Origin of the sequence: Variovorax sp. PDC80, from assembly GCF_900115375.1 — a bacterium.
Classification (GTDB): domain Bacteria; phylum Pseudomonadota; class Gammaproteobacteria; order Burkholderiales; family Burkholderiaceae_C; genus Variovorax.
Genome location: NZ_FOWG01000003.1, coordinates 743,761 through 755,676 on the forward strand (window position 1 = coordinate 743,761; position 11,916 = coordinate 755,676).

Sequence of the window (11,916 nt, forward strand, 5' to 3'; positions counted from 1 at the left end):
GGCCCGGCGCTCCTCTTCCCCCGAAACGCAGTTCTCGGCAATACATCCGCGCGTTTCCGGTTCTGTTTAGTAAACCCAAGATCTAAAAGGGAATTCGCTGGCCGGGCCTGGTAACAAGTTCGCGCCAACCTCCGCGAGCCGTTTGCTAAGCTGCCGGACCCACAGAATTCGCCGCCCCCCATGAAGATCGCCACCTGGAACGTCAACTCCCTCACCGCCCGCCTGCAGCACGTGCTCGACTGGCTGATCGCCAACCCGGTCGACGTGCTGTGCCTGCAGGAACTCAAGATGAGCGACGACAAGTTCCCGCTCGAGATCCTCAAGTCGGCCGGCTATGACGCGGCGGTGTTCGGCCAGAAGACCTACAACGGGGTCGCGATCCTGAGCCTCGCGCCGGTGCGCGACGTGGTGAAGAACATCGGCGGCTTCACCGACGACCAGTCGCGCGTGATCGCCGCCACCATCGACACGCCGCGCGGGCCGGTGCGCGTGGTCAACGGCTACTTCGTGAACGGCCAGGCGCCGGGCTCCGACAAGTTCGCCTACAAGATGAAATGGCTGGACGCGCTGCGCGAGTGGCTGCGTGCCGAACTCGCCGCGAATCCGAACCTGGTGCTGCTGGGCGACTTCAACATCACGCCCGAGGACCGCGACAGCTTCGACCCGGTGGGCCTGAAGGAAACCATCCACCACACGACCGAGGAGCGCGACCACTTCAAGCAGTTGCTCGGCCTGGGCCTGACCGACAGCTTCCGGATGTTCGAGCAGCCCGAGAAGAGCTACTCGTGGTGGGACTACCGCATGCTCGGCTACCAGAAGAACCGCGGGCTGCGCATCGACCACGTGCTGGTGAGCGACGCGCTCAAGCCGCAGGTCAAGGGCTGCGTGATCGACCGCGTGCCGCGCAAATGGGAAAAGCCCAGCGACCATGCGCCGGTGGTGCTCGACGTGGACCTCGGTGGCTGAGGCCGGAAAGCGCCGCGCCGCGGCGATCGCCAAGGCCGTGGCCACGGCCGCGCTGGCACTGTCGCTCGCGGCCTGCGGCGTGTTCGACAAGAAGCCCGCGAGCGGCGGCGAGAGTCCCGCGAGCCCCGGCACCACCGCCACCGCCACCGCGCCCGACGACGGCCCGCCCGCGAAGTCCGACGTGCCCACGGTGCGCCTCATCACGACGCAGACGCCCGTGGTGCGGGCCTACCGCAAGATCGGCGCGCGCCACATCTACACGAAGTACGCGCAGCGCATCTACAAGGGCAAGATCCCGCCGCTGGTCTACGCGGTGGTGGTGGTCGAGACGGACATCGACGCGAACGGCAAGGTCACGGGCGTGACCTTCAGCCGCATACCGAGCCATGCGCCCGAGGTGCCGCCGATGATCGAGGAGCTGATCAAGGCGGCCTCGCCGCTGCCCAACCCAGGCAAGCTCGGCGGCCACACCTACATCGACACCTGGCTCTGGGACAAGAGCGGGAAGTTCCAGCTCGATTCGCTGACGCAGGGACAACGCAGCCGCTGAGTCTCCGGCGAGAAGACGAGCCGCGCGGCGCCGAGGCCGCGGGCTCGCCGGGCATCACTCGATGCCGAGTTCCTGGATCTTGCGCGTGATGGTGTTGCGACCGATGCCGAGCTTCTGCGCGGCCTCGATGCGGCGGCCGCGCGTGCTCGACAGCGCCGTGAGGATCAGGCGCGATTCGAAGCGGCGCGACAGCACGTCCCACACGTCGGTGCGCCCGGCCGCGAGCAGCGCCTGGGCTTCGGCCTCGAGACCGCTTTCCCAATTGCCGGAAGCCTCCGCAGGAGCCGGCGCCGCAGCGGCAGGCGCCAGCACGGCACTGTCGGCCACCGCGCCTGCGAAAGGCGTGGACGCATGCGGCGTCACGGGCACGGCAGCCGTCGCATACGCCACGGGCTCGCCCGCGTGGCTGTCGGGCGCCAGCAGCGGCGCGGCACCCGATGCCAGCACCTCGGGCGGCAGGTCCTTGGCCTCGATCAGTTGCGCCGGCGCCATCACGGTCAGCCAGTGGCAGATGTTCTCGAGCTGGCGGACGTTGCCGGGGAAGTTGAAGCCCGCGAGCTTGGCCAGCGCCGCATCGGAGATGCGCTTGGGCTCGACGCCGAGCTGCCGCGCGCTCTGCTGCAGGAAGTGGCGCGTGAGCGCGGGCACGTCCTCGCCGCGTTCGCGCAGCGCGGGCAGCCGCAGGCGGATGACGTTGAGGCGGTGGAACAGGTCTTCGCGGAAGCCGCCGAGCTTCACGCGCTGCTCGAGGTCCTGGTGGGTGGCCGCGATGACGCGCACGTTGGCCTTGACCGAGTTGTGGCCGCCCACGCGGTAGAAGTGGCCGTCGCTGAGCACGCGCAAGAGGCGCGTCTGCAGGTCGAAGGGCATGTCGCCGATTTCGTCGAGGAACAGCGTGCCGCCCTCGGCCTGCTCGAAGCGGCCGCGCCGCATGGTCTGCGCACCCGTGAAGGCACCGCGCTCGTGGCCGAAGAGTTCGCTCTCGAGCAGGTCCTTGGGGATGGCGGCGGTGTTGATGGCGACGAAGGGGCCGTTGGCGCGCGGCGAGTGCTTGTGCAGCGCGCGGGCCACGAGCTCCTTGCCCGAGCCCGATTCGCCCGTGATCAGCACCGTGACGTTGCTTTGCGAGAGCCGGCCGATGGCGCGGAACACGTCCTGCATCGCGGGCGCCTGGCCGAGCATCTCGGGCGCGGCGACCATGCGCTCCTCGGCCACTTCCTCGCGCTGGCTCTCGTCGACGGCGCGGCGGATCAGCTCGACCGCGCGCGGCAGGTCGAAGGGCTTGGGCAGGTATTCGAAGGCGCCGCCCTGGAACGCCGAGACGGCGCTGTCGAGGTCGGAGAAGGCCGTCATGATGATGACCGGCAGGCCCGGATGCTTGGCCTTGATCTTGTCGAGCAGCTCGAGCCCGGAACCGCCGGGCATGCGGATGTCGCTCACCAGGACCTGCGGGCCCTGCTGCTCGTCCTCGGCGGCCTGTTCGAGAGCCGCCAGCACTTCGCGCGTGTTGGTGAAACTGCGGGTCGGAAGGTCCTCCCGCAGCAAGGCCTTCTCCAGCACGAAGCGGATCGATTGGTCGTCATCAACTATCCAGATCGGCTTCATGCATCTCCTTGTTGCCGGTGGCTGCTAGGGCAGCGGAATCAATATCTTGAAATCGGTTCGGCCCGGGACACTGTCGCACTCGATCACGCCGTGATGCTGTTGCACAAAAGTCTGTGCGAGCGTCAAACCCAGCCCTGTACCACCCTCTCTACCCGACACCAGCGGATAGAAGATTCGGTCCTTGATCGCGTCCGGCACGCCCGGTCCATTGTCGATGACATGCAATTCCAGTGCCAATCGATACCACTGCTTGTTGAAGATCACCTGGCGCGCGACCCGGGTCTTGAAAGTGATGCACGCATCGCCGGCCGCGCGGCGCTCGGCCAGGGCCTGCGCGGCGTTGTGGACGATGTTGAGCGTGGCCTGGATCAGTTGCTCGCGGTCGCCACGGAACTCGGGGATCGAGACGTCGAAGTCGCGCTCGATGTGCAGGTCGCGCGGGAACTCCGCGAGGATCACCGAGCGCACGCGCTCGCAGACCTCGTGGATGTTGACGTCGCCCACCACGTGCGGCCGGCGGTGCGGCGCCAGCAGGCGGTCGACCAGCGTCTGCAGCCGGTCGGCCTCGTGGATGATGACCTGGGTGTATTCGATGAGGTCGCGCGACTCGACCTCCATCTGCAGCAGCTGCGCGGCGCCGCGGATGCCGCCGAGCGGGTTCTTGATCTCGTGCGCGAGGTTGCGGATCAGTTCCTTGTTGGCCTGCGCCTGGTCGAGCAGCCGCTCCTCGCGGTCCTGCCGCACCTGGTGCTCGAGCGGCAGCATCTCGACGATCAGTTCGCCGGCCTTCTCGCCCTTGGCCAGCGTGACCTGCACCGGCATCAGTTCGTGGTTGACGCGGCGCAGGAAGGCCTCGTAGCGCAGGGTGGCGAAGTCGTTGGCGCTCGCGCCGTCGATGGCGGTGCGCAGCACCTGGGGTTCGTGGAAGCAGGCGCCGAACTGCGAGCCCTCGAGCGTGCGGCGCGAGGTGCCGAGCGCGTCTTCGAGGCCGGCATTGGCGAACAGCACCGAGCCCTTGCTGTTGACGACCGCGATCAGGGTCGACAGCAGGTCGAAGGCCTGAAAGCGCGGACTGGCGCTTGCCGCCTTCTTTCCGAAAGCCATGGAAATCCTGTGGTGTTCGTCCTGCCGATGCAGGAACGGGTTAGTTCTTGGGTGCCGGCAGGCGGCTGATCTCGCGGCGGATGCCGGCGATGTCGCTTTCGTTGCGGGCCAGCTCGGCCTTCATCTCGGCCACGCGGTCGAGGTACTTCTGGTAGTTGCGGCCTTCGCTGCCCTGCTTCTCGGGCTCGCCGTTGTTGTATTCCTTCTGCAACTCGGCCTGGCGGGACTCGGCCTTGCGCAGCTCGGACTCGAGCACCGAGCGCGCCTCGCCGTCGCGCGCGCGCTGGTCGGAACCCTCGACGCGCGGGCTGCCGGCCGGCGAGCGGGCCGCGGAGGTCGAAGCGGCGGCACCGCCGAGCGCGGCGCGCGAGGCGCCCTGCACGACGGTGACGTTGCCGCCCTCCATCACCTTGCAGCCGCGCTGCTGTGCGACGGTGGCGTTGTTGGTGTATTCGTTCCCGCAACGCCAGACGCGCTCCTGGGCAAGCGCCGGCAGGGCGAAAAGGGAAGCGGCCAGGAGGAGAAGTGGTGCGGCAGTCTTCATGGGATCTTGGGGGCCTCGAGGGCCCGGGAGAGCGCGAAAAGGCGCATTTTCATGCAATTCGACGCCCCCGATGACAGGATGTTCCGGCCCCAATGAAAAGGACGGCCGAGGCCGTCCTTTCGTGTTACTCCGAGCGGGAAACCGCGATCAGAGCGAGTAGTACATGTCGAATTCGACCGGGTGCGTGGCCATGCGGAAGCGCGTGACTTCCTGCATCTTCAGGTCGATGTAGGCATCGATGTACGCATCGGTGAACACGCCGCCCTTGGTCAGGAAGGCACGGTCCTTGTCGAGGTACTCGAGGGCCTGGTCGAGGCTGTGGCAGACGGTCGGGATCAGCGCGTCTTCTTCCGGCGGCAGATGGTAGAGGTCCTTGCTCGCGGCTTCGCCCGGGTGGATCTTGTTTTCCACGCCGTCGAGACCGGCCATCAGCAGCGCTGCGAAACCGAGGTACGGGTTCATCAGCGGATCGGGGAAGCGCGCTTCGACGCGGCGGCCCTTGGGGTTCGCCACGAACGGGATGCGGATCGAGGCCGAGCGGTTCTTGGCCGAGTAGGCCAGCTTCACCGGGGCTTCGAAGCCGGGGACCAGGCGCTTGTAGCTGTTGGTGCCGGGGTTCGTGATGGCGTTCAGGGCACGGGCGTGCTTGATGATGCCGCCGATGTAGTGCAGCGCGAAGTCCGACAGGCCTGCATAGCCGTCGCCGGCGAACAGGTTCTTGCCGTCCTTCCAGACCGACTGGTGCACGTGCATGCCCGAGCCGTTGTCGCCGACGATGGGCTTGGGCATGAAGGTGGCGGTCTTGCCGTAGGCGTGGGCCACGTTGTGAATCACGTACTTCTGCAGCTGGACCCAGTCGGCGCGCTGGATCAGCGTGCTGAACTTGGTGCCGAGTTCCATCTGGCCGGCGTTGGCCACTTCATGGTGATGCACTTCGACCGGGATGCCCAGCGATTCGAGCACCAGGCACATTTCCGAACGCATGTCCTGGAAGCTGTCGACCGGGGGAACCGGGAAGTAGCCGCCCTTGACGGCGGGACGGTGGCCGCTGTTGCCGTGCTCGTATTCCTTGTCGGTGTTCCACGAGGCTTCTTCGGAATCGATCTTCACGAAGCAGCCCGACATGTCGTTCTTCCAGCGCACGCCGTCGAACACGAAGAATTCGGGTTCCGGACCGAAGTAGGCCGTGTCGCCCAGGCCCGAGGCCTTCATGTAGGCTTCGGCGCGCTTGGCCAGCGAACGGGGATCGCGCTCGTACGGCTTGCCGTCGGTCGGGTCGATCACGTCGCAGGTCAGGATCATCGTGGTCTCTTCAAAGAAGGGATCGATGTTCGCGGTGTTCGGGTCGGGCATCAGCTGCATGTCCGACGCCTCGATCCCCTTCCAGCCGGCGATGGACGAGCCGTCGAACGCGTGGCCCGAGCTGAACTTGTCTTCGTCGAAGTGCGACACGGGCACGGTCACGTGTTGTTCTTTACCGCGGGTGTCGGTGAAACGGAAGTCGACGAACTTGACCTCGTTTTCCTTCACGAGCTTCATGACGTCGGCGACGGTCTTTGCCATCAATTTCTCCTGAGTTGGATGGGTGGTTGGGAATACAGGGATGCGGGATGCAGTTTCTGTGCCATTGTCGCCTGCGATGAACGGCCGGCGACGCGCACTTTGGCGGCCTGAAACACGGCCGAATTCACCAAATTGGTGCGATCAAAATCAACGCACCAATTCTGGGCCAAGTTGCGCATTAAAAGTGTGCAGGCCTTCGATGAGCTGGCCGTAGGCCGCGTCGAGCAGTTCCGGGTCACCCTTGACGCCGAGCTCGATATGACGGCCGTACTGGGGGTGATCGACGCTCGGCAGGCTGAAAACCTTGATGCGCGCATGCCGTTCCTCGATCGCCTGCATCAGGGGCGTGAGGGTGGCTTCCATGGCACCGAAAACGATCACGGACTTCTCCAGGACCCGGGTCCGGACGAAAAGATCGGCATAACGGGCGTCGAGCACCGACTCGATCATCGGCCAGGCCATGACCGGGAAACCGGGCACGAAATGGACGTCGCCCACGCTGAAGCCCGGGATCTTGTTGTAGGGGTTGGCGATGATCCGGGCGCCCTCGGGAAACACGCCCATGTTGAGCCGGTGGATGTTGTCGGGCCGGTCGGGCTCGTAGGCCACGCCCTGCTCGCGCGCCGTGTCCTGCATGCGCTCGCGGATCAGCAGCTCGGCCTCGGGATGCAGCGCCAGCGGCACGCCCAGCGCCTTGGCGGCGCACTGGCGGGTGTGGTCGTCGGGCGTGGCGCCGATGCCGCCGGTCGAGAAGACGACGTCGCCCGAGGCGAAGGCGCGCGCCAGCGCGGCCGTGATGCGCTCGGGCACGTCGCCCACGTATTCGGCCCAGCCCAGTTGCAGGCCGCGCGCCGCGAGCAGCTCGATCACCTTGGGCATGTGCTTGTCGAGGCGCTTGCCCGAAAGGATCTCGTCGCCGACGACGATCAGGCCGAATTCACGGGTCATGGGGATTTCCATTGGGAGAGAATGGCCTGGTCGGCCTCGATGGCGGCGGCGTCGCCCGGGATGGCGGCCGCCGCGGCGGCCGCGCGCTGGCCGCGCAGCTGCGCCAGCGCATCGAGGCAGTAGTGACCGAACCACAGGGCCGAGAAGGCGAAGACCAGGGTGTAGATCCAGATCGCGAGCGGCACCAGCACGAAGAAGGCGGCGGCGAACAGCAGGCCCGAGGCCCAGACGATGCTCGGCGCCGCGCCCAGGTAGCCGCAGAGCACGCCGATGCACAACAGCGGCAGCCGGTGCGCGCGCAGCAAGGTGGCGCGCTCCTCGGCGCTGGCGTGCTCGGCCAGCGCGTCGAAGCTCATCACGCGGTAGGTGAGCCAGCCCCAGATCAGCGGCGGCAGGATCAGCACCAGTGGGGGAATCAGCCACAGCGGCATCGACACCACCAGCGCGAGCAGCGCCAGCACGGTCAGGCCGATGGAACGCGCCACGCTGCCAAAGAAGGAGGCGCCCTTCTTGCGCTCGAGCGAGGGAAAGCGGCGCTCGGCCACCAGCCGCGTGAGCGCCGGCGCCATGAAGCCCGCCACGATCAGGAGCGACAGCACCACGATCAGCGGCGTGGCCGCGAACACCACGGCGAGCGGCGCCAGCACCGAGGTGACGTCGCCCGAGAACAGCCGCCCGATCCATTCCCAGAAGCTGGCCAGCAGCGGCCAGGATTCGAGCGCGCCGCGCGTCCAGGCGACCGCGGCGTCCCAGTAGAAGTAGCCGAAGACGGCGGCCAGCAGCACCATCAGGCCCAGCGGCACCAACGACAGCACGATCACGCGCGGCAGCATGCAATAGGCCACCGCGCGCCAGAAGGAGTCGAGGAGCAGGCGCATCGGGCCGGAGGATAACCCGGCGCGCCCCGCGTGGCCGTGAAGCCAGAGCCGGCGGCCGGGCGATTCGCCGGTTCGCGCGCACGCCGCGCGCAAGTGAGGCAGCTGGAGAGAAGCCGCCGCGCTCAACCGCGGCCGACCATGCGCTTGAGCCCCAGCCACTGCTGGGCCCAGAAACCCTGGCCGTAGTCGCGCACCTTGCCCGCGGCATCGGGCTCGACCTGGTCGCGCACGCCGGTCGGGTCGTAGCGGTTCTCGAAGTTGGCGGTCCCGAACATCATGTCCCACCAGGGCAGCAGCACGCCGAAGTTGTGGCCGCCGAGCGTGCTCTTGCCGTTCGACTCGTGGCCCAGCCCGATGCTGTGGTGCAGCCGGTGGAAGCGCGGGCTGATCCACAGCCGCTCGCCGAGGGCGCCGAAGCTCAGGCGCAGGTTGGCGTGCTGCAGGCTCTCGCTGAGCTGGGTGAAGGCGACGAAGGCGATGAACTGCCCGGGCGCCACGCCGATCAGCTGCGCCACGATCACGATCAGGGTGTCGTGCAGGATGTCGTCGAGCAGGTGGTTGCGGTCGTCGCTCCACATGGTCATCTGGCGCTGCGAGTGGTGCAGCGAATGCAGCCCCCACCACCAGTTGAACTGGTGCTGGCCGCGGTGGATCCAGTAGCCGACGAAGTCGAGCACCACGAGGTAGATCGCGAACGCGATCACCGGCACGTCGGTCACGCCGGGCCAGAGTTCGTCGAGGTGCAAGGTGCCCCAGCCGGCCGCGCGCAGGCTGCCCATGAGGTCGTCGAACACCGGCTGCAGCGTGAAGAACATCGCGAGCCGGAACAGGCCCAGCCGGTGGATCAGCGTGTAGAGCACGTCGATGCGGATCGCGCGCCGGTCGGTCACCGGCTCCACGGCGCGCCAGCGTTGCAGCGGGCCGATCAGCGCGACCAGCACCACGATCTGGATCAGGCCGACCAGCAGCCAGCCGGTGGCGTCGAAGGCGTCTTCGGTCCAGCCGCCGAGGCCGATCGCATAGACGAAGGGCTGCACGACGGTTTCGAAGAACCAGCCCTGCAGCGAGGAGAAGAGATCCGTCAGCCAGTCGATCACGGAAGCCGCCTCAGGGGTGCGATGCGATCCAGGCGCGGTAGTCGGGATGCTGGCGCAGCGTCTGGAAGCAGAAGCCCTTGGCCTTGAGCCCGACGATCAGCGGCTCGAGGTTGGCCGGCGCCCACGGATCCTTGCGCGACCAGATCCCCAGGTGCGCGAGCAGGATGTCGCCGGGGCGGATGGTGTCGAGCGCCTGCGTGAGCAGCTTCTCGTTGCTGAACTTCTCGCTCGGCAGCTCGTCGCCGAGGAAGCCCGCGGGCGCCCAGCCCACGTGCGCATAGCCGCAGTCGCGCGCGGCGGCCAGCAGCTTGGGCGAGGTCTTGCCGCCGGGCGCGCGGTACAGCGGCAGCGGTTTCTTGCCGGTGATCAGCTCGAGCCGCTCGGAGGACTTGCGGATGTTGGCGCAGTACTCGGCCGCGCTCCAGGTGAACTCGCGCCCGGCCAGCGCGCCCGCCGAGGGCTTGACGCGGAAGCTCGGCGTCACGCCCTTGAGGTCGGCGCGCCAGTAGACGTGGTCGTAGGTGTGGGAGCCGAACTCGTGGCCCTCGGCCGCCCTCGCCTTCCACCAGGCGGCCCAGTGGTTGTCGAGGCTGTCGCCCTCGGTCTGGGTGCGCTCGGCGGCGGCAAAGAAGGTGACGTGCACCTGCTGGCGCTTGAGCACCTCGGCCACCAGCGGCGCGATGCCCATGTGGCCGGTGTCGAAGGTCAGGTAGACGGGTTTCTCGCAGCTCGCCGCGGCACTCTGGGCCCCGGCGGGAATCGCCACCGCGACGGCCAGCAGCGCGGCGAGCCCCGCGGCCGCACGCCGGCGCGGGCTAGATGCGCTTCGCATGGTCGAGCGTCCAGACGCCGTGCGGCGAACGGCCGACATTCACCTGCCGCACCACCTTGCCGCTGGCCAGGTCGACCACGCTGAGCTTCTTGGCCCAGCGCGAGGTGACGTAGAGAGTCTTGCCGTCGGCCGACACGTCCATGCAGTCGGGGCCGCCGGGCACCGGGTAGGTGTCGGTGACCTTGAGCGTGGCGAGGTCGATGCGGCTGATCGAATTGGCGACCCGGTTGCTCACGAACACGCTCTTGCCGTCGCCGGCCGAGCGGAAGGCGTGGGCGCCCTTGCCGGTCGGGATCTTACCCACCAGCTTCGGCTGCGCGCCCGCCACGTCGAACACCTGCACGCCGTCGCTGCCGGTCAGGCCCACGAGCAGCGTCTTGTCGTTGTGCACGCCGTAGATATCGGCCGGCATCGGGCCGGTGGCCACGCGCCAGCGGATGGTCTGCGTCGGCAGGTCGACGGCGATCATCTCGTCGCTGTCCTGCATCGTCACGTAGGCGATGGTGCTGGTGTTGTCGATCCAGATGTGGCTGGGCGTCTTGCCGGTGGCGATGCGCTTGGCCAGCTTCAGGTCCTTGCCGTCCCAGCGGTAGACGTCGACGTGGTTGAGCCGGTTGGCCGCGGTCACGAACCACTTCATGTCGCGCGAGAACTGCAGCTGGTAGGGGTCGATGATCCCGTAGACCACGCGCTGCACCTCGGCCGTGCGCGGGTTCACGAAGGTCAGCGAATCGCCGGCCGAATTCGCCACGATGACCGACTTCTCGTCGGGCGTCATGTAGATGTGGTGCGGCTCCTTGCCAGTCGGAATGCGCTGCTTCTCGGTCCAGTCGACCGGGTTGATCACGCTGACGCTGGCATCGAGCGAGTTGAGCACGAAGATCGGCGGGGGTTCCGGGGGAGCCGCGTTGGCGGCGAGCGGCGCCGTGAAGGCGATCGCGCCGAACAGGCAGGCGGACAGCAGGGCCGCGGCGCGGCCGGTCGAACGGGAAAGAAAGCGCAAGGGAAGTTCCGGAAAAGGGCTTCGAATGTTAACGATCCGAACCGACGGCTGGCTGACCGCCAGCCGCCGAAAAGGCGGCCAGTTGACAGTTATTTCGCAGGCGCGCGCAGGGCGGCGACCTCGTCGGCCGCCAGCCAGCGCCATTGGCCGGGCGCCAGGTTCGCGGGCAGCGCCACGGTGCCGATGCGCGAGCGGTGCAGCGCCTCGACGCGGTTGCCCACCGCGGCCAGCATGCGCTTGACCTGGTGGTACTTGCCCTCGGTCAGCGTGAGTCGCAGGTGCAGCGGGCTGTCGGACTCGCAGGCGGCCGCGCGCACCGGCTTCGGATCGTCGTCGAGCACCACGCCGGCCAGCAGGCGGGCGATCTGCTTGTCGTCGATCGGGTGCTTGGCCGTCACTTCGTAGACCTTGGGCACGTGGTGCTTGGGCGAGCCCATCTTGTGGATGAACTGGCCGTCGTCGGTCAGGAGCAGCAGGCCGGTGGTGTCCTGGTCGAGCCGGCCGATGGCCTGCACGCCCTGCACCGCGCCCTTGTTGGGCCGCAGCCGCAGCGGCGACGGCAGCAGCGTGTAGATGCTCGGATAGGTCGAGGGCTTCTGCGAGCACTCGGTGCCGGCCGGCTTGTGCAGCATCAGGTAGGCCTTCTCGTGGTAGGCCCAGGCGGTGCCCTGCACGGTGAACTGCAGGCCTTCCGCGTCCAGATCGGTGGCGGGATCGTCGACCACCGCGCCGGCGATGGTCACGAGGCCCTGTTGAACCAGGCCGGCGCACACGCGCCGCGTGCCGAAGCCCTGGGAATAGAGGATGTCTTGCAGTTGCATGGCGA

Annotated in this window: 12 protein-coding genes; 2 read left to right on the forward strand and 10 right to left on the reverse strand. The window is 67.6% G+C overall.

Features of this window, described 5'->3' with window-relative positions; genetic code table 11:
* Positions 1-180: 180 nt before the first annotated feature.
* Positions 181-966, forward strand: a complete 786-nt coding sequence (gene xth, locus BM109_RS13290; RefSeq protein WP_093343378.1) for an exodeoxyribonuclease III — start codon at positions 181-183, stop codon at positions 964-966.
* Entirely contained in the window at positions 959-1,516 is a 558-nt protein-coding gene (locus BM109_RS13295) for a hypothetical protein (protein WP_256222546.1), read from the forward strand. The genes xth and BM109_RS13295 overlap by 8 nt, the downstream gene beginning before the upstream one ends.
* Positions 1,517-1,570: 54 nt before the next feature.
* Here BM109_RS13295 and ntrC read toward each other — a convergent pair whose 3' ends face one another.
* From ntrC to BM109_RS13345, 10 genes are all read right to left on the reverse strand, one after another.
* Positions 1,571-3,121, reverse strand: coding sequence for a nitrogen regulation protein NR(I) (gene ntrC, locus BM109_RS13300; protein ID WP_093343380.1), 1,551 nt, complete (start codon positions 3,119-3,121; stop codon positions 1,571-1,573).
* A gap of 24 nt (positions 3,122-3,145) precedes the next feature.
* Positions 3,146-4,225: a nitrogen regulation protein NR(II) gene (gene glnL, locus BM109_RS13305; protein ID WP_093343381.1), complete on the reverse strand. Its 1,080-nt coding sequence runs from the start codon at positions 4,223-4,225 to the stop codon at positions 3,146-3,148.
* A gap of 40 nt (positions 4,226-4,265) precedes the next feature.
* Complete coding sequence (locus tag BM109_RS13310) at positions 4,266-4,769, reverse strand: hypothetical protein (RefSeq protein ID WP_093343383.1); 504 nt, start codon at positions 4,767-4,769, stop codon at positions 4,266-4,268.
* 147 nt (positions 4,770-4,916) lie between these two features.
* On the reverse strand, positions 4,917-6,332 hold the full coding sequence (gene glnA / locus BM109_RS13315; protein ID WP_093343384.1) for a type I glutamate--ammonia ligase: 1,416 nt from the start codon (positions 6,330-6,332) through the stop codon (positions 4,917-4,919).
* Between the two features lie 147 nt (positions 6,333-6,479).
* Positions 6,480-7,280 (reverse strand): competence/damage-inducible protein A, encoded by an 801-nt coding sequence (locus BM109_RS13320; protein ID WP_093343386.1) that lies wholly within the window; start codon positions 7,278-7,280, stop codon positions 6,480-6,482.
* Positions 7,277-8,158, reverse strand: coding sequence for an EI24 domain-containing protein (locus BM109_RS13325; RefSeq protein ID WP_093343387.1), 882 nt, complete (start codon positions 8,156-8,158; stop codon positions 7,277-7,279). The genes BM109_RS13320 and BM109_RS13325 overlap by 4 nt, the downstream gene beginning before the upstream one ends.
* A gap of 122 nt (positions 8,159-8,280) precedes the next feature.
* Positions 8,281-9,255 carry a sterol desaturase family protein gene (locus BM109_RS13330; protein ID WP_093343389.1) on the reverse strand — a complete coding sequence of 325 codons (975 nt, stop codon included), beginning with the start codon at positions 9,253-9,255 and terminating at the stop codon, positions 8,281-8,283.
* Between the two features lie 10 nt (positions 9,256-9,265).
* Positions 9,266-10,087 carry a polysaccharide deacetylase family protein gene (locus BM109_RS13335; protein ID WP_093343390.1) on the reverse strand — a complete coding sequence of 274 codons (822 nt, stop codon included), beginning with the start codon at positions 10,085-10,087 and terminating at the stop codon, positions 9,266-9,268.
* The gene (locus BM109_RS13340) at positions 10,071-11,090 is read right to left on the reverse strand and encodes a YncE family protein (RefSeq protein WP_093343392.1); all 1,020 of its coding nucleotides are present in this window, start codon (positions 11,088-11,090) and stop codon (positions 10,071-10,073) included. Before BM109_RS13340 ends, BM109_RS13335 begins: the two co-directional genes overlap by 17 nt.
* Positions 11,091-11,179: 89 nt before the next feature.
* Positions 11,180-11,911: a pseudouridine synthase gene (locus BM109_RS13345; protein WP_093343394.1), complete on the reverse strand. Its 732-nt coding sequence runs from the start codon at positions 11,909-11,911 to the stop codon at positions 11,180-11,182.
* Positions 11,912-11,916 lie beyond the last annotated feature (5 nt).